Genomic DNA, 21,299 nt, shown 5'->3' on the forward strand with positions numbered 1-21,299 from the left:
GAGCCTCCCATGCAGCACGAAACACATACCCACGGCATCAACATGTCTGCCCTGGGCCGCGACAAGCAAAGCCTGAACCTGGCGCAGGAAACCGTGGCCATCGAAGTACCCGGCCTGAGTCTTTACTACGGCGAGAAACAAGCGCTGTTCGACGTCAGCATGAACATTCCGAAACAGCGCGTGACCGCGTTCATCGGCCCGTCCGGCTGCGGTAAGTCGACCTTGCTGCGCACCTTCAACCGCATGAACGATCTGGTTGACGGCTGCCGTGTTGAAGGCGCGATCAACCTCTACGGCAACAACATCTACCGCAAGGGCGAAGACGTCGCCGAGTTGCGCCGTCGCGTCGGCATGGTGTTCCAGAAGCCCAACCCGTTCCCGAAAACCATCTACGAAAACGTGGTGTACGGCCTGCGTATCCAAGGCATCAACAAGAAACGCATCCTCGACGAAGCCGTTGAGTGGGCACTCAAAGGCGCGGCGCTGTGGGACGAAGTCAAAGACCGTCTGCACGACTCGGCACTCGGCCTGTCCGGTGGTCAGCAGCAGCGTCTGGTGATCGCACGTACCATCGCGGTGGAGCCGGAAGTGCTGCTGCTCGACGAACCATGCTCGGCTCTCGACCCGATCTCGACGCTGAAAGTCGAAGAGCTGATCTACGAGCTGAAATCCAAGTTCACCATCGTCATCGTGACCCACAACATGCAACAGGCCGCGCGGGTTTCCGACTACACGGCGTTCATGTACATGGGCAAACTGGTGGAATTCGGCGACACCGATACCCTGTTCACCAATCCGGCGAAGAAGCAGACCGAAGACTACATCACCGGTCGTTATGGCTGACAGTTGCGGGTTACTCACAGTATTGACGCTGCGGCCCACCGCACCTTACCGGACGCTCCAAGGACGCCAACATGATTAGTAAAGAAGGCCTTACCCACCACATCTCCGCGCAGTTCAACGCCGAGCTTGAGGAAGTGCGCAGCCACCTCCTGGCCATGGGCGGGCTGGTCGAGAAGCAGGTCAATGACGCGGTGACCGCGCTGATCGAGGCCGATTCCGGTCTGGCTCAGCAGGTGCGCGAGATCGATGACCAGATCAACCAGATGGAACGCAACATCGACGAAGAGTGCCTGCGCATTCTGGCCCGTCGTCAGCCGGCGGCGTCTGACCTGCGTCTGATCATCAGCATCTCCAAGTCGGTGATCGACCTCGAGCGCATCGGTGACGAAGCGACCAAGATCGCCCGTCGTGCGATTCAGCTGTGCGAAGAAGGTGAAGCGCCACGCGGTTACGTCGAGGTTCGCCACATCGGCGACCAGGTGCGCAACATGGTCCGTGATGCGCTGGACGCGTTTGCCCGTTTTGACGCCGATCTGGCGTTGTCGGTGGCGCAGTACGACAAGATCATCGACCGCGAATACAAGACTGCCCTGCGTGAGCTGGCGACCTACATGATGGAGGACCCGCGCTCTATCTCGCGGGTCTTGAGCATCATCTGGGTGCTGCGTTCGCTGGAGCGGATCGGCGATCACGCGCGCAACATCTCCGAATTGGTCATCTACCTGGTGCGCGGCACCGACGTGCGCCACATGGGTCTCAAGCGCATGAAAGAAGAAGTTGAAGGCACAAGCGGCGAAACCGCTAATGTTCCGGGCGATGCTGACGATAAGTAAGATTGCCTGAGAAAAGCGCCCGGCCCTTTGGCCGGGCGTTTTTGTTTAGGGCACTTGAGTAAGAGCATCGAATTCAAAAGCAGCACCCGCGAACGAAAAGTCCCGGCGTGACTGAAGATTGTTGGCAATGTGCCATCAGTAAAAGCGGTATGCTTGCCGGGATTTTTATAGGGGTGTTGGATGAGCAAGATCAGTGTGTTGGTCGTGGACGACGCTTCGTTCATTCGTGACCTGGTAAAAAAGTGCCTGCGTAACTACTTCCCCGGGATCCGCACCGAGGACGCCGTCAACGGTAAAAAAGCTCAAGCGATGCTGGCCAGAGAAGCCTTCGACCTGGTCCTGTGCGACTGGGAAATGCCGGAAATGTCTGGCCTCGAACTGCTGACCTGGTGCCGCGAGCAAGACAATCTCAAGACCATGCCGTTTGTCATGGTCACCAGCCGTGGCGACAAGGAAAACGTCGTGCAGGCGATTCAGGCCGGCGTGTCCGGCTACGTCAGCAAGCCGTTCACCAACGAGCAACTGCTGACCAAGGTCAAGCAGGCGCTGAACAAGGTCGGCAAGCTCGACACCCTGATGAACAGCGCACCGACCAAGATGAACTCGGCGTTCGGCAATGATTCGCTCAGTGCGTTGACGGGCGGCAAGCCTGCCGTGGTCGGTGGCGCTCCGGCGGCCGCTGTGGTCAATCCGTTCGCCAAGCCTGCCGCTGCTGCTCCGGCACCCGCCGCTGCGCCGTCCCGTGGTCTGCTCAACAGCCCACCCGTGCAGGCACCTGCCGCATCGAAAGCGCCGGCCGGTGGACGTGGTCAGGGCCAGTTGCGCCTGCCAAGCGGCAACCAGCAGTGCGTGATCAAGGCCCTGAGCATCAAGGAAGCGCTGTTGGTGGTGAAACGCACCGACACCCTGCCGCAGATCCTCGACAGCGCTGTGCTCGATCTGGAGCAGGGTGACAACGCCGAAATCGCCCGCCTCAATGGCTACCTGCACGCCATCGTCGCCCACGAGCAGAAAGCCGACAGCGACTGGCTGCAACTGACGTTCCGCTTCGTCGATCAGGACGCGCAGAAACTCGATTACATCTCCCGCCTGATCGCCCGCGGCACGGCGCAAAAGCACTTCGTTCCGGGCGCGTAACACAGTTTTACGCTGATCGTTCCCACGCTCTGCGTGGGAATGCCTCAACCGGACGCTCCGCGTCCTCTCGCATGGGACGCAGAGCGTCCCGGGCTGCATCCCCACGCAGAGCGTGGGGACGATCATTTGAAACATCTGTCGACTAGCCTGGTCTGCTTCACCTGCTAGGCTCATTCCCAGGCCTTACTTCGACAGACTCTTGCCCATGCTCGCGCGCCTGCTGTTTTTCTGTGGTCTTTTCATGGCCTCCACCTCGGCTGTGGCCATGACCATTTACAAATCCACCGATGCCAACGGCGTGGTCTCGTACAGCGACCGTCCGAGCAAAGGCTCCCAGGTGTTCGTGTTTCAGGACCGCATGGTCGAGCGCCTGGAGCGACAGGTGTACCTCGACATCAAGAAGCAGAAGGGCGCCGACGTGGTGTTTGTGCGCAACGACCTGTACGCGCCGGTCGAGGTGGCGCTGGCGTTTACTGGAATGAGCAACGTGCGTGGTGCACCGGCGCAAACCATCCGCCGGGTGCTGCCGGCGCGCAGTAATACGCGCCTGGCGTTGCTGACAGCGGTTTCCGGTAAGCAGCCGCTGGTGTACACGCCGCAATTTCACTATTCCCTCGGCGACCCTGCCGGAACCGCACAGGGCTATCGCTATCCGCTGCCCTGGCGCGGTGGACCGTTCCGTCTGAGCCAGGGCGCCAACGGCCAATACAGCCACTACGGGCCGAAAAACAAATACGCCATGGACATCGCCATGCCGGTCGGCACGCCGATCATTGCGGCACGGGCAGGGGTAGTGGTGAAAACCGAGAATTCACAGAGCGGGCGTGGCAACGATGCGTCGGGCAATTTCGTTCGGGTACTGCACGATGACGGCACGATGGGCGTGTACCTGCATCTCAAGCAGGGCTCGGTGAGCGTGCGCGAAGGGCAAAGGGTGACGGTGGGCAGTCCGTTGGCGCTGTCGGGCAACACCGGCAACAGCAGCGGCCCGCACCTGCACTTTGTGATACAGCGCAACAGCGGGGCGGGGCTGGTGTCGATTCCGTATCAGTTCAACCAGCCGCTGGGGGCGTTGCCCAACTTTGCGTTGGGCAAGCAATAAACACACGAGGGATCAGATGTGGATGGCTTTTGTGGCGAGGGGATTTATCCCCGATGGAGGGCGCAGCCGTCCCAAAAACACTGAATGCGTTGTGTCAGATGCTATACGAATGCAGATTCAGGGCTGCTTCGCAGCCCATCGGGGATAAATCCCTTCACCACAGAAACCGCCCCCAGAACACCCATCAATCCAGCATTAACACCTTCGCCAATACAATCTTCGGCCCTTTCATCTTCTTGATGATGATTCGCAGGCCTTCGACTTCCAGCACTTCTTCCTCTTCCGGCACCCGTTTCAGGGTCTCGTAGACCAGCCCGGCAAGGGTTTCCGCTTCGATGTGGTCAAGGTCGATACCCAGCAGACGTTCAACCTTGAACAACGGCGTATCGCCGCGTACCAGCAGCTTGCCCGGCTGATAGGCGAGGATCCCGCGCTCAGCCTTGCGGTGTTCGTCCTGGATATCACCGACCAGCACTTCCAGCACGTCTTCCATGGTCAGGTAGCCAATGATGTTGCCGTCAGCCTCCTCGACCACGGCGAAGTGCGAGCCGCCCTTGCGGAACTGTTCCAGCAACTGCGACAGCGGCATGTGCCGCGACACGCGCTCCAGCGGACGGGTCAGCTCGGCCAGGTTGAACGACTCGGGGATGTGATCCAGCGCCGCCAGTTCCAGCAGCAGATCCTTGATGTGCAGCAGGCCGACGAACTCCTGGCGCTCGCTGTCGTACACCGGGTAACGGCTGAACTTGTGGCGACGGAACATCGCCAGGATTTCTTTCAGCGGCGCGTTGAATTCCAGGGTGATCAGGTCTTCGCGGGAGTTGGCCCAGTCGACCACTTCCAGTTCGCCCATTTCCACCGCCGAGGCCAGTACGCGCATGCCTTGGTCGCTCGGATCCTGGCCACGGCTGGAGTGCAGGATCAGTTTCAGTTCTTCGCGGCTGTAATGGTGTTCGTGGTGCGGGCCGGGTTCACCTTGGCCGGCGATACGCAAAATTGCGTTGGCGCTGGCGTTAAGCAGGTAGATCGCCGGGTACATCGCCCAGTAGAACAGGTACAGCGGCACCGCCGTCCACAGCGACAGCAGCTCGGGTTTACGGATCGCCCACGACTTGGGGGCCAATTCGCCGACGACGATGTGCAGGTACGAAATGATGAAGAACGCGGTGAAGAACGACACGCCTTTGACGATCTCCGGCGACTGCACGCCGACCGCGCTCAGCAGCGGTTCGAGAATGTGCGCGAAGGCCGGCTCACCGACCCAACCGAGGCCGAGGGAGGCAAGGGTGATACCGAGCTGGCACGCCGAGAGGTACGCATCGAGCTGACTGTGTACGGTGCGCAGAATGTGTCCGCGCCAGCCGTTCTGATCAGCGATGGCCTCGACGCGGGTCGAGCGCAGTTTGACCATGGCGAACTCTGCCGCAACGAAGAAGCCGTTGAGCAAAACCAGGATCAGAGCAAAAAGGATCATGCCGAAATCGGCGAATATTGTTGCGAGGGACAAGCCAGGGGAAGGGTCCATGATGGAGTTTTGCGGGTTCCGTGTGATTCAAGAGAGGTAAAAGCCGCGCCTGAAAGGCAGGCACAAGTCAGCCAATGTAGCGGCTGACATGGCGATTGCCTAGTGGTGAGTGCCGGTCGGTCTTACTCGGTGGCGCTGATCGCCCGCGCTTGAGCGACTTGAGCCGGGGCGAAATGGCAGGTGAACGTGCTGCCGTGACCGGGCACGCTGCTGATCTCCATGCGTGCGCGGTGGCGCAGCAGCACGTGTTTGACGATGGCCAGGCCGAGGCCGGTGCCGCCGGTGTTGGAGTTGCGGCTGGAGTCGACGCGGTAGAAGCGTTCGGTCAGGCGCGGCAGGTGTTTGCTGTCGATGCCGATGCCGGAATCCTGCACGCTCAAGTGCGCGCCCTGATCGTCGCCCCACCAGCGAATGCGGATGTTGCCCTCGGCCGGGGTGTACTTCACCGCGTTGAATACCAGATTGGAAAACGCGCTGCGCAGTTCTGCCTCGCTGCCCTTGAGCAGCAGGCTGGCGTCGGCTTCGAGGGTGATGCGCTGGTTTTTCGAACCGGACAATTGCTGCGCATCGCTCTTGATCGATTGCAGCAGCGTATCGACCTGTACGGGTTGGTTGTCCGACGGGTAATCAGTGGCTTCCAGTTTCGCCAGCAGCAGCAAGTCGTTGAGCAGCGTTTGCATGCGCCCGCCCTGTTGCTGCATCTGCTGCAACGCACGGCTCCAGCGCGGGTTCACTTCTTCGACGTTGTCGAGCAGGGTTTCCAGATAACCGCAGATCACCGTCAACGGCGTGCGCAGTTCGTGGGAGACGTTGGCGATGAAGTCTTTGCGCATCTGTTCCAGCTGATGGATGCGCGTGACGTCGCGCACCAGCATCAAGTGTTCGTTGTTGCCGTAGCGGGTCAGGTACAGCTGAATGCGCACGCGATCATTGGTCGGCGAGGGGATTTCCAGCGGTTCGGCGTAGCTTTCCTGCTCGAAGTACTCCTTGAAGCGCGGATGCCGCACCAGGTTGGTCACCGGTTGGCCGCTGTCTTGTGGGGTCTTGAGGCCGAGCAGGGTTTCGGCGGCGCGGTTCCACCATTCCAGATTGCCGTCGCTGTCGAGCATGATCACCGCGTCTTTCAGTGCAGCGGTGGACTCCTGGACCCGGTCGATCACCGCTTGCAGACGCCCGCGCACTCGTTGGTCGCGGCGTTGCAGGTGATAGATGCTGTCGAACACTTCGCCCCACAGGCCATAGCCGTCGGGCGGTGCTTCATCGGGTTGATGCAGGCGCAGCCATTCGTGCAGACGCAGCAATTGCTTGAGCGTCCAGGCCAGGTAAATCCCCAGACCCGCCGCGAGGCTCCAGCCGTAGTAGCCGCTGATCAGGCCGATCACCAGGCAAACGGTGACCAGCAACAGCATGTGGCGAATCAGGGTGCCATGCCAGTTTTGATTCACGGGGGCGTCCTTAGCCGCAGCTTCAAGTTTCAAGCTGCAAGCTACAAGTCAGAGCGGCTCGCTGTTTCTTGCCGCTTGTAGCTAGAAGCTTGCAGCTGTTTTTATGCTTTTGTGGAGAACCGGTAGCCGGTGCCGCGCACGGTTTGTACCAGATTTTCGTAGGCGTCGCCGAGGGCCTTGCGCAGACGCCGGATGTGCACGTCGACGGTGCGCTCTTCAACATAGACGTTGCCACCCCAGACCTGATCCAGCAACTGGCCACGGGTGTAGGCGCGTTCCTGGTGGGTCATGAAGAATTGCAGCAGACGGTATTCGGTCGGGCCCATCTCGGCCGGTTTGCCGTCGATGGTCACGCGGTGGCTGATCGGGTCGAGCAACAAGCCGCCGACTTCGATCGGCGCTTCGCCATCGGTCGGGCCGGCGCGGCGCAGCACGGCCTTGAGGCGTGCCACCAGTTCGCGGGGGGAAAACGGTTTGGTGATGTAGTCGTCGGCGCCGACTTCCAGACCCTGGATCTTGTTGTCCTCTTCGCCCTTGGCGGTGAGCATGATAATCGGGATGTCCCCGGTCAGCTCATCACGTTTCAGACGACGGGCCAGCTCGATGCCGGAGGTGCCGGGCAGCATCCAGTCGAGCAGGATCAGGTCCGGTTTGCGGTCGACGATGATGGCGTGCGCCTGCTGCGAGTTCTCCGCCTCGAGGCAGTCATAGCCGGCCATTTCCAACGCAACGGCGATCATTTCGCGAATGGGCGCTTCGTCGTCGACGATCAGAATGCTCCTGCCAACCATGCCTTAATCCTCTTGTCATTTAACTGTCTTGCGCCGCATTAGATAACGGAATTATTGCAGTCGTGTGACAGTATTTTAGTCCGGCGGCGATTGTACGGATCCTGAACTAAGCTCTAAGTCCGAATCCTGACAACCACAAAAGAAGGTTTCCATGACTCAAATGACTGCTTCTTTCAAAGCCCTGTTGATGGCTGCTGCCCTGACTCTGCCTGGATTTGCGCTGGCTGCCGAGCCGGCCATGATGAAGGACGGCATGATGGTTGATCACAAAGGCATGACCGTTTATACGTTCGACAAGGACGCTGGCGGCAAGTCGATGTGCAATGGTGATTGCGCCAAGAACTGGCCACCGATGATGGCGCCGGCGGGTGCCAAGGCAGAAGGCAAATGGACGGTCATCAAGCGCGATGACGGCATGATGCAGTACGCCTACGATGGCAAGCCGCTGTACACCTTCATGAAGGATGAGAAGCCTGGAGAAATGAAGGGCGATGGCATGAAAGACGTGTGGCACGTCGTTCACGAATCACAAAAATAACCGCAATCTCCCTGTGGGAGCGAGCCTGCTCGCGAAAGCGGTGTGTCAGTTAACCAATTTGCTGACTGACACGACGCCTTCGCGAGCAAGCTCGCTCCCACATGTTTAAATTCTTATCGCAACGCGTAATCCAGCACGATCCCGACAAAAATCGCCAGCCCGGCCCAATGGTTGTGCAAAAACGCCTGGAAGCAGCGCATCCGGTCCTTGCTGCGGGTGTACCAGAACTCCCACGCATAACACCCGGCAGCCACCAGCAAGCCAAGATGGAACCAGACGCCCAGCTCAAATTTCGACCCCGCCAGCAGCAGGCAGCCCAGCGACAACGCCTGCAAGCTCAGGATGATTACCCGGTCCGCCTCGCCGAACAGAATCGCCGTCGACTTCACGCCAATCTTCAAATCGTCATCGCGGTCCGTCATCGCGTAATAGGTGTCGTAACCCACCGTCCACAGCAGATTGGCGATCCACAGCAGCCACGCCGCCGCCGGCAACTCGCCCGTCTCGGCAGTGAACGCCATCGGCATGCCCCACGAAAACGCCGCGCCCAGCACCACCTGCGGATAATAGGTGTAGCGCTTCATGAACGGATAAGTGAAGGCCAATGCCAGCCCACCCAGCGACAGCCAGATGGTCGGCGCATTGGTGCACAACACCAGCAGGAAACTCACACCCATCAGCAGCGCGAAGAACACCAGGGCTTCTTTCGAGCTGATCTTGCCGCTGGCCAGTGGTCGCTGCGCGGTGCGTTTGACGTGGCCGTCGACCTTGCGATCAGCCCAGTCATTGATCACGCAGCCACCGGCGCGGGTCAGCACCACGCCGAGGACGAAAATCACCACGTTGGCCAGCGACGGTGAGCCTTTGCCGGCTATCCACAAGGCCCACAGCGTCGGCCACAACAGCAGATAAATGCCGATCGGCTTGTCCATGCGCGTCAACTGAATGAAATCCCAGGCACGCGGGTTCAAGCGATTCAGGGACTTGAGCAGGCTCTGATACATCAGCAGTTCTCCGGATGGGCGCGGACGGCGCTCCACAGGCTCGGCAGGAAGATTTCGGCAACCAGCACGCTCAGCGCGCCACGATCGAAACGCGAGCGCCGACCCCACAATTCAGGGGCGCGGGAGACTGGCGGCAGCCAATGTTCCGGGTAGTGGCAGACTTCGATGGCGCGGCGCTGAAAGGCGTGATCGCAAAACAGCAATTCGCCCAACGAGCGGCTGCCCAATTCGTCCATGTGCAAGCCGTCACCCTGCAGGGCTGCGCGCGAGGCCACGCTGCGGGCAAACACCCAGGCCTCGCCATGGCCACGCAAATACACCTCGCGCACCCAGCCTTCGCTGCCTTCGGCCAGGTCCAGTGCTGCACATTCGTCCGCGCGCAAGGTGTCCCAGCCTTCGAACAATGGCGTGACGCTGAAGCCATCGTTGGACAGACGGGTCAATCGGCGGGTCAGCGAACCTTCGTCGAACAGCCAGTCGAGGGTCGACGAATCGGGGAGCGGGGACAGTTGGCTTTGAGTCAGCCAGAGCGGGGCCGGGCAAGGATTAGTCTGTTGCACAATGAGTCATTATTGGCCGCAAATGAGGCGGCGAGCTTACCATGGCGGGCGGCGATATTGATTGATCCGGGTCGCCGTTGCGCCGAACAGGCTTGCATCTGCCCGGCTCGATCAGTACAAAACGCGCTGAGCCGGACGGCAGCGCAGCACCCATCGACCGTCCGTGCCGGCAAAACAGCCTGAACCCTGAGGAAGTACCTGAATGAAGAAGTGGCAATGTGTGGTCTGCGGCCTGATCTACAACGAAGCCGATGGCTGGCCGGATGACGGCATCGCACCGGGCACCCTGTGGCAGGACGTGCCGGAAGACTGGCTGTGCCCGGACTGCGGCGTCGGCAAGATGGACTTCGAAATGATCGAAATCAACTGAGAAAAACCAAGGAGTAAGGCATGAACGCACCTGTCGTAATCGTCGGCACCGGGCTTGCGGGCTACAACCTGGCCCGGGAGTTTCGCAAACTCGATAGCGAAACCCCGTTGCTGCTGATTACCGCCGATGACGGCCGCTCTTACTCCAAGCCGATGCTCTCCACCGGTTTCGGCAAGAACAAGGACGCCGATGGCCTGAGCATGGCCGAACCGGGCGCCATGGCCGAGCAATTGAAAGCCGAAGTGCGCACCCACACGCGCATCAGCGGCATCGACGCCGGCCACAAGCGCCTGTGGATCGGCGAAGAAGCGGTGTACTACCGCGACCTGATCCTCGCCTGGGGCGCGGAAACCGTGCGCGTGCCGATTGAAGGCGATGGCGCGGATCTGGTGTTCCCGATCAATGATCTCGAAGACTACGCACGTTTCCGCGCAGCGGCGGCCGGCAAGCGTCGGGTGCTGTTGCTCGGTGCCGGCCTTATCGGCTGCGAATTCGCCAACGACCTGATCCTCGGCGGCTACGAGGTGCAACTGGTTGCACCGTGCGAGCAGGTCATGCCGATGTTGCTGCATCCTGCTGCGGCGGCAGCGGTGCAGGCCGGGCTGGAAAGCCTGGGCGCTAAATTTCACCTCGGCCCGGTGCTGACCCGTCTGCAGAAAGTCGCCGACGGTCTGGAAGCGCACCTGTCCGACGGCCAGGTCATCCCGTGCGACGTGGTGGTCTCGGCGATCGGCCTGCGCCCACGCATCGATCTGGCGGCGGCTGCCGGCGTGCAGGTCAATCGCGGTGTCGTGGTCGATCGGCACCTGAAGACTTCCCACGCCAATATCTATGCCTTGGGCGATTGCGCCGAGGTCGACGGGCTGAATCTTTTGTACGTCATGCCCCTCATGAGCTGTGCGCGAGCGCTTGCACAAACCCTCGCCGGAAACCCGACGGCGGTGAGCTACGGCCCAATGCCGATCACCGTGAAAACCCCGGTGTGCCCACTGGTGGTTTCGCCGCCACCACGCGGCAGCGAAGGCGTCTGGACCGTTGAAGGGCAGGGCGTCGACATCAAGGCCCTGTGCCACAGCGCCGACGGTCAGTTGCTCGGTTATGCGCTGACTGGCGCGGCGGTGATGGAAAAACTCGCACTGAACAAACAGCTTCCGCCCCTGCTGGCGTAAATACTGGTCGTTCTGTCGGAATCACCCCGCTTTTGCCCCCACAAAGGTCGCGGGGAGACTGGCGCCGCCGGTATCCGCGTGCCATTCTCACTCCCGTCTGCCGCAGAGTAGAGCCTGCGGCGCCTTGGGCGCTGTTCCAACGAGAACAGCACGGACATAACAACAAAAAACCGTCAAAGGGGCTTCACTAATGCGTAAACCAGAACTCGCCGCTGCAATCGCTGAAAAAGCAGATCTGACCAAAGAACAGGCCAACCGCGTACTCAACGCCGTCCTCGAAGAAATCACCGGCGCTCTGCACCGCAAGGACAGCGTGACGCTGGTAGGCTTCGGCACCTTCCTGCAACGCCACCGCGGCGCCCGCACCGGCAAAAACCCGCAAACCGGTGAACCGGTGAAAATCAAGGCCAGCAACACCGTTGCGTTCAAGCCAGGCAAATCGTTGAAAGACAGCGTTAATCCTTAATTGCGGCGAACTCCCTGAGTAAAGGGGAGCACCGTAAGAAGAAATGGGCACGTCGATTGCGGTCGAGTGCCCATTTTTTGTGGATGTATGTCAGGTTATTTGCGGAAGCAGGCTTTGCCGTTGCCAAAGTCTACGGCCAGGCAGTTTGGCTCGATCGCCAGTTGCAGATCTTTGAACAACACAGAAAGATCGCCGTTGGCAGGGTCAGGATAGGCTTGCCAGTCCAGCGTCGCCCATCGAGTTCCCGGCATGACGGTGAACCACTCGATTTCATCAGGAGAATTTTGTGTATGTAAGCCGATTTTTGCCAATGCTTTATTTGGGGAGAACGGCAGTGTCAGCGTGTTTCGCTGCGAGTCTGTCCAAACCTCCTTCAACGTCGAACCGTCTTCGAGTTGCCAATGAACTTCCACTGGATGGATCGCGGGTGGTGAGACCGGATCGAAGTGATAAAACGTCAACCAATAGTTATGGTCAACTCGTTCTCGCTCTACTGGAGCCAAATAACGGCTGGTGGTCGCCAGATCAAATTCGATTGGTTGTTCGAACGTTAAGGGCTGGTTTTTTCGTTTCTTCCAGCCAATGTTGAAGGCTCGGCTATCCCCCGCGACATCGAACCATTGATAGGTTCCACGATTATGATCTGTGCCAAAGCCAATTTTTTTCAGCGTTCTCTGGTAATCGTAAGGAAACCAGAGGTCTGTTTGTTGATTCGAGTTCAAGAGCAATTGACCCGGTGGGCCTGTATTGAACTCGAGACTGACCATCACGGGCTTCAGGGGCGGCGGCGGAGGTTGGTGATCGTACCGTAGCTCTAAAACGTAGCTCTCTTTAGCCAACTCATTTTTTTCTTTTTCGGCATATTCCTTTAGTTCGATCAGCGTTCTCTCGCGTGAAAGATTGTAGGAAAGCTTCTTTGCTGGTTGGGCAGCAGGCTCTTGCTCCAACATGAGAGTGTTTTCCTCGACATACCAGTTTCCCTTGGCGACACCGCCAGCCGATCCGTAGGCGATACCAGCAGAAAAGGTGCCGTCCTTACGCAACAGCAACTCGGCGCCCATTTCCATTGCGCCCGTCAGGTAGTAATGGCCGTCCAGTGGCGGTTTGTCTGCGGATGCGTGGGTAACGGGAAGCCACATCAGCGCTGCGAACAACAGCGGTTTCAATTCCATGAGGTAATGCTCCTTACCAGCTCCCGAAGGGAATGCCGAATTTTTCGATGTAGGCTTTAGATTCAGGTGATAGAGACAGTGCGTACCGCCCCTCGTTTTTTCCTTGATACGGGCCTTCCTTCATTGCACTCCCTTCGACCCGAGTAATCTCGACAGACTTGAGGCAAGCGCCCCCTAGCCAGACCTTTGCAATACCGCCGGGGGCCAAGCCAATACCGATGTCATCGCGGTAGTCCGTGATCCATTTGCCATCAGCCCTGCAGAAAGCTTTTTCCGGCTTACGCATGATTTCCCGAGCCGATTCGGAAATGGTGATGTAAGCCTCATAGGTTTGAGGTTCGGCCAGGGATTGCCATCGTACATAGATCAAGCGGGGCAGGTCGGCGCCGGTGATATCCCGCCCTGCGCCACTTCCGGGGTTTTCTGGCCACCCTGCGGGCGTGCCTTTGTTATCAGCGGGAGCTCTTACCGAAGCAATACCGGCTCCGGCACGTCGGAATACTCGCTCTCGAATATCCACCACATCGGCGGTTTCAATCCAGACCTCCATGTAGTCCGGTGCTCCAAAGCCAAGGAACCATGGACGCTTGTCCGCAGCTTGGGAGACGTCTAGTCCGCAGCCGGCCAATAATATGCCTAGAAGGAAGTACATTGTTTTCCTGATAGGTCGAGTGAAGTCATTCATGGGGGTGCACCACTCGTTGGTTGTTCTTGGTTGGTCGGTTGATGAAAACAATATTCAAGTCGCTGCTGTTCAAGCCCTTGGCCGCATTCCAGTGAGCAGAGAGATGTATATAGCGGCTACGTAACAATGCCCTTTCTTTGATAGTCAGGCCTTCGACGGGAGACTCGCCCAAGGCGTAGGACTGGAGCTTCCTGTGAATGGGGACCAACTCTTCGGGCAGTTTCAGATTCGGCGTATCTGGGATGACCTTGAACGGCACATTTGCTCTGACCGCAAGCTCACGCATGATGCGCAGATACACCAGTGACAGCTCGCCATGTACTGGCCGCTCAATGCTGGCCGCCCCGTAAACCCGCTTTTGGGGATCCGGACTGAATCTGCCCTTTTGTGCTGATTGAGCCACGGCTCTTTCCCAAAATGCCACGCGCAATTGACTGCCCGGGACGTCCTCTTCGATGACGCCTTTTGCATACCAGGCAAATGCTTCTTTCTCGGCAGCAACATAGGCTGCACTGCGGGTCGCGTCCTTGTCTCGGCTGATAGTGCTGGTGATCGGGTTGCTCAGCAGAAGTTTTTCCTTGGCTCTGGGCAAGTAGCCGCCGCCCAGATCCGAGTGAGCGCCGGGCAAAAACAGATCGATGTCGCCCAGGCTGTTGAGTGCAAAGTTCTCGCGATATTCATCGCGCGCAACCAGATGGACTACTTTGTTGGCGCAACCATCAGGCAGCTTTAGATCGAGTCCGGAGTTTCTGCTGTTAGCGCCGGTAAAATCGAACAGCCATGGGTTGGCGATTGCTGCAACGGTGTCAAACAGACCAATGAAATTGATGCTGATGCTCGATTGCGGGCGCCAGTCAAAGGTGCTGGAGAGTGCCGGAGAACCTGCTGGAAACGCATCTGCGAGAATACTGCGCTCGCCTTTGAGAACCTCATTTGCAAAGTGTCGAGCCGCGGCGGCACCACGACTGAAGCCGAAAATATCGAACTCGATCTTTTCTATAAGTAGATTGGGATTCTTATCGATCAGTGAGCGCACTTGACCGATAATTTTTTCAGGGCTCTGCTCCACACGAGCTGATACGCCAGTCTCACCTCGGCCTGTCGCTTGTGCGTAAAGTGAGTCACCTGCGTCAGCTGTTGTGCCAATACCTTCGATGTACACGCGCAAAGAGGCATTTCTCGTTTTCTCCGGCAGTGTTTCGAAGGAATGATCCGTATACAGCTCATACAGCCGCACAATATTGCTCACATCATTTCCATAACTGTTGTCCGGCGAACTCCCGTTTCCGTCGTAACCGTAGGTGGCGCAGTGCTGCTGGATCTCTGCAGCCGCTTCCGCAAGATTGGCATCTGCGGCGTAGCACGCGGCGACTGTCTCGCTGTTGGCCTTGTTATTCCCAGTGCCATCGAAAAACACGCCGATACGCAAAGTTATTCCCCCAGGTGTCTCATCCTCCAGGTCGACTTCTTCCTCCTCTTCCTCAAGTTCTTCCTCTGCACGTGCGTTTACCGCTGGCGCAACGGGAAACGCTTGATCCAGGCCTGGTAGCAGCAGATTGGGCGCTTCACTGTCGTGTGGCTTGCGGCCCGTTTCGATTTCCTTGCTACTGAAAATGCCGCCAGCATCGATCACGAGGTGATGGCCGCCGGCTTTCAGCGTGATGCTGGCGCCGGCATCCAGCACCACACTGGCGCCGGCCTTCAGATGCACTTGCTGACCGGCCTCGATGTCGAAAGACTTTCCAGCCTGGGTGTAACTGCTGCCATTGATGGTTTCGCGACGTTCGTTGCCCACTTCCAGTTGAAGGCTGTTGCCGATTTTCTGCGCCATGTCGCGTTGCGCGCGCAGGTAAATCAGTTCCTGCCCGGCGCGATCCTCGATCGACAGTTCGTTATAGCCGCCGGTGTCGGGCGAGCTATGGCTGCGTAGCACTGTTCTGGTTTTGTGGTCGGGCAACGTGTAGGGCGGCAAGTTGGCTTTGTTGGTTACGCAACCGGTGATCAGCGGTTTGTCTGGATCACCTTCCAGAAAGGTCACCACGACTTCCATGCCAATGCGCGGAAGTGTCACCGCACCGAAGTGATCGCCGGCCCAGCTTGAGGAAACCCTCACCCAGCAACTGCTGCGTTCACTGTTGAATTCGGCGCGATCCCACGGAAGTTCGATCTTCACCCGACCTAACTCATCACAGTAGATGTCCTCGCCCTCAGGCCCGGTGATGCGCGCGGTCTGGGCAACCAGTGGTGGACGACGCGGGGGCAGAGGCGGGCGGAAAACTACCTCGGCGGGAATGGCGCAGAAACTATTGCGATAACCCTGGATGAAGTCGTCATCGGGTTTGAAGTCGCTGGTGGCTGATTCTTCCAGCACTTGGGGTTGCCTGCCGGTGTGCATCACACTGGCCAGCAGCCACAGGACATTGCACTGCTTGCGGGGATGCTCGGCAAGTTGGAACAAATGGCCGCAGCGCAGCGTCGGCTGGTCGCTTTTACCCTCGGCCAATTCATAGTCGGTGCGGTGTCGCTCCAGTGCCTGTCGGGCAAGCTGTTTACCGTGCTTTTCGTTTTCCAGCAGCGACGGGTAGCGGTAGTCCTCCAACGCCGGGATGAACTCAGCGGTAAATCGGCTTTGCAGCAGAAGATTTGGGCGTTTGAGGTCATAGCCGCGGCGAATCGCCGTGCTGGTTCGAGTGCTGTTGCGGACGCTGAAACGGCTGATGACCGAATGCTCCGCGACCATCCCCGTGTCTTGCTGATACGCGGTAGCACCCAGTTTTGGCAGGAACACCTGGTCATCGGTGAAGACCAGCGAATGGCCGTCTGACGAGTGTTGGTGGTGCCAGGCAATTCCATCCTCGGCACAAAGACGCTGGATAAACGCGAAATCACTTTCGCCATACTGCGTGCAGTATTCACGCTCCGGGCTGGTGGAGACGTGAAAAATATACGCATCGGCCAATATGCCGTGGGGTTGGAGAACCTGAGCAATGATCTGCGGCACAGTCAGATTCTGGAAAATCCGCTGATCCTGACTGAACTGCAAATAGTGCAACGCCGGCACCAGCGTCAGCTCATAGCGGGTCAAGCGTCTCCCGAATTCACCCACCTTCACATCTTCAATGCGCCCGTGAATGCCTTCCTTGTTGAACCCGAATTGCAGAAACGCCGGCTGACTGAGCAGGCCTTCCAGATCGATGTCAGCGCGTTCGCTGACCAGTTCGATCCGGATGGCGTATAGGCAACTGATGGCTTCCTCACCATCGAACGCGAGCACTTCAAAGTCGTGGCGAACTCCGGGAATTTGCAGGATAAAAGGTGCGCAACTGCCCGTGCTGAACATACGCTTGTCCTTAAGCAAAGTGAGTCGATGCGCGGTGTCCGATCATCCTTGATCGCCACGCGAATAGAATTTGCCAAGGCACGCTAGCAACGCGGGAAATAAATTGATGTAAGAAGTATCTCTGACATTTGTCAGAGCATTCCGGGTGTGAAAGTGCGGGATAAATTTGAAGGAGAAGACTGTAGGAGGGCACTTCGATAATTATTGAGTTGGCACTGATGTGCAGTATTGCCGGTTCGGTGAAACTTTCAGAAAAATGAAATGCCATCAAATTGATGGCACTTTTTTTGTTGGGCGTTGTCGCCGGTGAATGGTTAATAGAAGTGCGAGAATTTTCGGAAGAGTCCTACTTCTATTTTTTTCGAGAGTTGTCATGCTTGGCGCCGCATAAAGAGACCCGCGTTCGGGGCGATGCGGTCAGGCTTGATCGGGCCGCTCTGGCTCAAGGGTTGTGAGGGAGGAAGACAAATGTGCGCAATATAAATCGCTATCAGGGATTCCCCTGTCGAATATAGGGTGATCTCTTACAGGCGCCAATGAACACTTCGTCTTGTTGTTTGATCAGATGCTTGCTAGTGGCCATCATAGTGATTACGATGCGCCCACTTGAAAGAGCACACACTCAATTGGATGAGTTACGTCACTGCTCTTCGATACTGTCCAGCGCCGCGGCAACTCCAATAGGCGCATGACCGTAATCCTAAATAAAGGCCATGGATGTCCTACTCAAGCAAACTTTCCGCCCATTACCTCGAACTCGCAAAAGTCTCTGTTTCCAAAGAGAATTTCGCGGGCGAAGACGTTCGTTTTTCGAGCGAATTCGAGGCGCTGGAAAGCGAGCTGGCCAAAGCCTCTTCGATGCACGAAAGCGGGCAGATCGACTGGCTGAAAATTCGCGAAAACAGCGAAAATCTCCTGCGTACCCAATCCAAGGATCTGCGTGTCGGCGCCTGGCTGACCTGGTCGCTGTACCAGCGTGAATCCTTCCCCGGACTGCTGGCCGGTCTCGGTTTGCTGCACCATCTGTCGGAAAACAACTGGGCCGACGTTCACCCGCTCAAACCCCGCACCCGTGCCGCCGCGATTGGCTGGCTGGTGCCGCGTCTTGAGCAGGTGATTACCGAAAACATCGCAATCAAAGAGCAGTTGCCGATGTTCCGGCAGCTCTCCGAACACCTGTCCGGCCTCGAAGCCGCGTGTGCCGAGCACTTGGGCGACGACTCGCCGCTGTTGCTGCCGATCTCCCGTCGTCTGAAAACCATGATCCAGCGTGCGGCCGACAATCAGCCGGCCCCCGGCGTCGTGGGCGCGGCGGTGGCGCAGGTCAAGCAGGCCGCCAGCCAGTTGCTTGCACCCGGCGCACCGATCGACAACGAAAGAGATGCACACAAAGCCCTGCGTGCCCAACAGGACAGCGCCCGGCCGTTGTGCGCCTGGTGGCTCAAGCAGAAAGCCACCGACCTGCGTGCCCTGCGCCTGAATCGAACTCTGCTGTGGATGACCATCGACGCCGTCCCCGAGCGCAACGCCGAACAGATCACCGTGTTGCGCAGCTTGCCGGTCGACAAGCTCAAGCAATATCAGGATCGTTTCGATCAGGGTAAGTACGCGGACTTGCTGGTGGAACTGGAGGCGAGCCTGGCGAAGGCGCCGTTCTGGTTCGATGGCCAGCGAATGGTCTGGGAATGTCTCCAGAACCTCAACGCCGAGTTGGCCATGCGCGAAGTGGAAATCCACTTCGCGCTTTTGGTTCAGCGCCTGCCCGGCATCGTCGAGTTGCGTTTCCATGACGGCGTGCCTTTTGCCGACCCGGTCACCCGGGCGTGGATCGCCGCCAATGTCATGCCGCATCTGCAAAGCGCCAGTGCGCCGCGCAAGGTCGAAAGCGAAAACGTCGAAACCCAGCCGGCCTGGGAAAAGGCTCTCGAAGACGTCCTCCCGCTGCTGCGCAAGGAAGGCCTGAAGCCTGCCGTGCAGACGCTCAAGCAAGGCTTGCAGTCGGCCCATGGCGGCCGCGAACGCTTCTTCTGGCAGTTCGCCCTCGCCCGGCTGTGCTTCATGGCCAAAAAATACGAACTGGCCAAGAACCAGCTCGAAACCCTCGATCAGACATTACAGGACTCAGGCCTGCACGCCTGGGAGCCCGATCTTGCATTGGAAGTGCTGCACCTGCTGCACAGTTGCTGCGAGTTGTTGCCGCAGAACCATGCAGTGCGTGAACGCAAGGAAGAGATTTATCGCAGGCTGTGCCACCTCGATCTCGAAGTGGTACTCGAATAGGCCCCAGGGCCACAACCGCAAGGAGAAAAGCCATGGCCAAAGAAGGCTCGGTAGCCCCCAAGGAACGCATCAACGTCACCTTCAAACCCGCCACCGGCGGTGCTCAGGAAGAGATTGAACTGCCGCTGAAGCTGCTGGCAATCGGTGACTACACCCACCGCAAGGACGATCGCAAAATCGAAGATCGCAAGCCGATCAGCATCGACAAGATGACCTTCGACGAAGTGTTGGCCAAGCAAGAACTGGGTCTGACGCTGAGCGTGCCGAACCGTCTGCAAGAAGATGGCGAGGCCGACGAGCTGGCTGTGCAACTGCGCGTCAATTCGATGAAGGACTTCAACCCGGCCAGCCTGGTCGAGCAAGTGCCTGAGCTGAAAAAACTGATGGAACTGCGCGATGCGCTGGTGGCCCTCAAAGGCCCGCTGGGTAACGCACCTGCGTTCCGTAAAGCCATCGAAGGCGTGCTCGCCGACGACGAATCCCGCGGTCGCGTACTCGGTGAGCTGGGCCTGAACGCCGCAGCCCCGGACGCCTGAGACTCCAGCCAAGGAAGCCAACACAATGAGCACTAGCGCAGCACAAGAGAAGAGCGCCGGCAACGGCGAGTACAGCATTCTCGACAGCATCATCGCCGAAACCCGTCTGACTCCGGACGACGAAGCCTACGACATCGCCAAGCGCGGCGTGTCGGCGTTCATCGAAGAACTGCTCAAGCCGCAGAACAACGGTGAGCCGGTCAAGAAAGCCATGGTTGACCGCATGATCGCCGAGATCGATGCCAAGCTCAGCCGTCAGATGGACGAAATTCTGCACCACCCGGACTTCCAGGCGCTGGAATCGTCGTGGCGTGGTCTGCAGCTGCTGGTCGATCGCACCAACTTCCGCGAAAACATCAAGATCGAAATCCTCAACGTCTCGAAAGAAGACCTGCTGGACGATTTTGAAGATTCGCCGGAAGTCATGCAGTCGGGCCTGTACAAGCACATCTACACCGCTGAATACGGCCAGTTCGGTGGTCAGCCGGTTGGCGCGATCATCGCCAACTACTACATGTCGCCAAGCTCGCCGGACGTGAAACTGATGCAGTACGTGTCCAGCGTAGCCTGCATGTCCCACGCGCCGTTCATCGCCGCTGCCGGCCCGAAATTCTTCGGTCTGGAAAGCTTCACCGGCCTGCCGGATCTGAAAGATCTGAAAGACCACTTCGAAGGCCCGCAATTCGCCAAATGGCAGAGCTTCCGTACCTCGGAAGACTCCCGCTATGTTGGCCTGACCGTGCCGCGTTTCCTGCTGCGTAACCCGTACGACCCGGAAGAAAACCCGGTCAAATCGTTCGTGTACAAGGAAACCGTTGCCAACAGCCACGAGCACTACCTGTGGGGCAACACCGCTTACGCGTTCGGCACCAAGCTGACCGACAGCTTCGCCAAATTCCGCTGGTGCCCGAACATCATCGGCCCACAGAGCGGTGGTGCGGTTGAAGACCTGCCTCTGCACCACTTCGAAAGCATGGGCGAAATCGAAACCAAGATTCCTACGGAAGTATTGGTTTCCGACCGTCGTGAATACGAACTGGCCGAGGAAGGCTTCATTTCCCTGACCATGCGTAAAGGCTCCGACAACGCGGCGTTCTTCTCCGCAAGCTCGGTGCAGAAGCCGAAGTTCTTCGGCATCAGCGCAGAAGGCAAGGCGGCAGAGCTGAACTACAAGCTCGGCACCCAACTGCCGTACATGATGATCGTCAACCGCCTGGCTCACTACTTGAAAGTGCTGCAGCGCGAGCAACTCGGTTCGTGGAAAGAACGTACCGACCTCGAGCTGGAACTCAACAAGTGGATCCGCCAGTACGTGGCTGACCAGGAAAACCCGAGCGCCGAAGTCCGTGGCCGTCGTCCGCTGCGCGCTGCGCAAATCATCGTCAGCGACGTTGAAGGCGAGCCGGGCTGGTACCGCGTGAGCTTGAACGTGCGTCCGCACTTCAAGTACATGGGTGCCGATTTCACCCTGTCGCTGGTTGGCAAGCTGGACAAAGAGTAAGA

19 protein-coding genes are annotated in these 21,299 nt (G+C 58.5%); 11 read left to right on the forward strand and 8 right to left on the reverse strand.

Features of this window, described 5'->3' with window-relative positions:
- Positions 1 to 9 precede the first annotated feature (9 nt).
- The 4 genes from pstB (at position 10) to AC3WMT_RS04055 (ending at position 3,915) form a co-directional block, all read left to right on the forward strand.
- Complete coding sequence (gene pstB, locus AC3WMT_RS04040; protein ID WP_103302696.1) at positions 10 to 843, forward strand: phosphate ABC transporter ATP-binding protein PstB; 834 nt, start codon at positions 10 to 12, stop codon at positions 841 to 843.
- 71 nt (positions 844 to 914) lie between these two features.
- Positions 915 to 1,676 carry a phosphate signaling complex protein PhoU gene (phoU, locus tag AC3WMT_RS04045; protein ID WP_007954334.1) on the forward strand — a complete coding sequence of 254 codons (762 nt, stop codon included), beginning with the start codon at positions 915 to 917 and terminating at the stop codon, positions 1,674 to 1,676.
- A gap of 180 nt (positions 1,677 to 1,856) precedes the next feature.
- Positions 1,857 to 2,813, forward strand: coding sequence for a response regulator (locus AC3WMT_RS04050; RefSeq protein ID WP_103302695.1), 957 nt, complete (start codon positions 1,857 to 1,859; stop codon positions 2,811 to 2,813).
- Between the two features lie 205 nt (positions 2,814 to 3,018).
- Positions 3,019 to 3,915 (forward strand): peptidoglycan DD-metalloendopeptidase family protein, encoded by an 897-nt coding sequence (locus AC3WMT_RS04055; RefSeq protein WP_103302693.1) that lies wholly within the window; start codon positions 3,019 to 3,021, stop codon positions 3,913 to 3,915.
- 184 nt (positions 3,916 to 4,099) lie between these two features.
- Here the strand turns inward: AC3WMT_RS04055 and AC3WMT_RS04060 are convergent, their stop codons facing one another.
- The 3 genes from AC3WMT_RS04060 to phoB all read right to left on the reverse strand — a co-directional run bounded on the left by AC3WMT_RS04060 (position 4,100) and on the right by phoB (position 7,676).
- Positions 4,100 to 5,440, reverse strand: a complete 1,341-nt coding sequence (locus AC3WMT_RS04060; protein ID WP_007920256.1) for a hemolysin family protein — start codon at positions 5,438 to 5,440, stop codon at positions 4,100 to 4,102.
- A 122-nt stretch (positions 5,441 to 5,562) separates the two neighbouring features.
- Positions 5,563 to 6,849 carry a phosphate regulon sensor histidine kinase PhoR gene (phoR, locus tag AC3WMT_RS04065; protein ID WP_256583480.1) on the reverse strand — a complete coding sequence of 429 codons (1,287 nt, stop codon included), beginning with the start codon at positions 6,847 to 6,849 and terminating at the stop codon, positions 5,563 to 5,565.
- Between the two features lie 137 nt (positions 6,850 to 6,986).
- A complete protein-coding gene (gene phoB, locus AC3WMT_RS04070) occupies positions 6,987 to 7,676 on the reverse strand; it encodes a phosphate regulon transcriptional regulator PhoB (RefSeq protein ID WP_007896474.1) in 690 nt (229 codons plus the stop codon).
- 151 nt (positions 7,677 to 7,827) lie between these two features.
- Here phoB and AC3WMT_RS04075 point away from each other — a divergent pair, with 151 nt between their 5' ends.
- The gene (locus AC3WMT_RS04075; RefSeq protein WP_103302689.1) at positions 7,828 to 8,214 is read left to right on the forward strand and encodes a COG4315 family predicted lipoprotein; all 387 of its coding nucleotides are present in this window, start codon (positions 7,828 to 7,830) and stop codon (positions 8,212 to 8,214) included.
- Positions 8,215 to 8,327: 113 nt separating this feature from the next.
- Here AC3WMT_RS04075 and ubiA read toward each other — a convergent pair whose 3' ends face one another.
- Together ubiA and AC3WMT_RS04085 are read right to left on the reverse strand one after the other, a co-directional pair.
- Entirely contained in the window at positions 8,328 to 9,218 is an 891-nt protein-coding gene (ubiA, locus tag AC3WMT_RS04080; protein WP_103302687.1) for a 4-hydroxybenzoate octaprenyltransferase, read from the reverse strand.
- Complete coding sequence (locus tag AC3WMT_RS04085; protein ID WP_103302685.1) at positions 9,218 to 9,778, reverse strand: chorismate--pyruvate lyase family protein; 561 nt, start codon at positions 9,776 to 9,778, stop codon at positions 9,218 to 9,220. Before AC3WMT_RS04085 ends, ubiA begins: the two co-directional genes overlap by 1 nt.
- Positions 9,779 to 9,980: 202 nt before the next feature.
- On the opposite strand from AC3WMT_RS04085, the gene AC3WMT_RS04090 reads away from it, so the two are divergent.
- The 3 genes from AC3WMT_RS04090 (at position 9,981) to AC3WMT_RS04100 (ending at position 11,783) form a co-directional block, all read left to right on the forward strand.
- Complete coding sequence (locus tag AC3WMT_RS04090) at positions 9,981 to 10,148, forward strand: rubredoxin (protein ID WP_007954349.1); 168 nt, start codon at positions 9,981 to 9,983, stop codon at positions 10,146 to 10,148.
- 20 nt (positions 10,149 to 10,168) lie between these two features.
- Complete coding sequence (locus AC3WMT_RS04095; RefSeq protein ID WP_103302684.1) at positions 10,169 to 11,317, forward strand: NAD(P)/FAD-dependent oxidoreductase; 1,149 nt, start codon at positions 10,169 to 10,171, stop codon at positions 11,315 to 11,317.
- 190 nt (positions 11,318 to 11,507) lie between these two features.
- A complete protein-coding gene (locus tag AC3WMT_RS04100) occupies positions 11,508 to 11,783 on the forward strand; it encodes an HU family DNA-binding protein (protein WP_003213368.1) in 276 nt (91 codons plus the stop codon).
- 95 nt (positions 11,784 to 11,878) lie between these two features.
- Here the strand turns inward: AC3WMT_RS04100 and AC3WMT_RS04105 are convergent, their stop codons facing one another.
- From AC3WMT_RS04105 to tssI, 3 genes are read right to left on the reverse strand one after another with little or no spacing between them, the layout of a single operon-like run.
- Positions 11,879 to 12,955, reverse strand: a complete 1,077-nt coding sequence (locus AC3WMT_RS04105; RefSeq protein WP_177431360.1) for a hypothetical protein — start codon at positions 12,953 to 12,955, stop codon at positions 11,879 to 11,881.
- Positions 12,956 to 12,968: 13 nt separating this feature from the next.
- Positions 12,969 to 13,640, reverse strand: coding sequence for a DUF2931 family protein (locus AC3WMT_RS04110; protein ID WP_103302683.1), 672 nt, complete (start codon positions 13,638 to 13,640; stop codon positions 12,969 to 12,971).
- A complete protein-coding gene (gene tssI, locus AC3WMT_RS04115) occupies positions 13,633 to 16,980 on the reverse strand; it encodes a type VI secretion system tip protein TssI/VgrG (RefSeq protein ID WP_103302681.1) in 3,348 nt (1,115 codons plus the stop codon). Before tssI ends, AC3WMT_RS04110 begins: the two co-directional genes overlap by 8 nt.
- A 717-nt stretch (positions 16,981 to 17,697) precedes the next feature.
- Between tssI and tssA the strand changes: the two genes are divergently transcribed.
- The 3 genes from tssA to tssC are packed head-to-tail and all read left to right on the forward strand — an operon-like array spanning position 17,698 to position 21,297.
- Positions 17,698 to 19,260 (forward strand): type VI secretion system protein TssA, encoded by a 1,563-nt coding sequence (gene tssA, locus AC3WMT_RS04120; protein WP_103302679.1) that lies wholly within the window; start codon positions 17,698 to 17,700, stop codon positions 19,258 to 19,260.
- A gap of 32 nt (positions 19,261 to 19,292) precedes the next feature.
- Positions 19,293 to 19,796 carry a type VI secretion system contractile sheath small subunit gene (gene tssB, locus AC3WMT_RS04125; protein ID WP_003229587.1) on the forward strand — a complete coding sequence of 168 codons (504 nt, stop codon included), beginning with the start codon at positions 19,293 to 19,295 and terminating at the stop codon, positions 19,794 to 19,796.
- Between the two features lie 25 nt (positions 19,797 to 19,821).
- Positions 19,822 to 21,297, forward strand: a complete 1,476-nt coding sequence (tssC, locus tag AC3WMT_RS04130; protein WP_103302677.1) for a type VI secretion system contractile sheath large subunit — start codon at positions 19,822 to 19,824, stop codon at positions 21,295 to 21,297.
- Positions 21,298 to 21,299 lie beyond the last annotated feature (2 nt).

It is taken from the genome of Pseudomonas sp. FW305-7, from assembly GCF_058786735.1.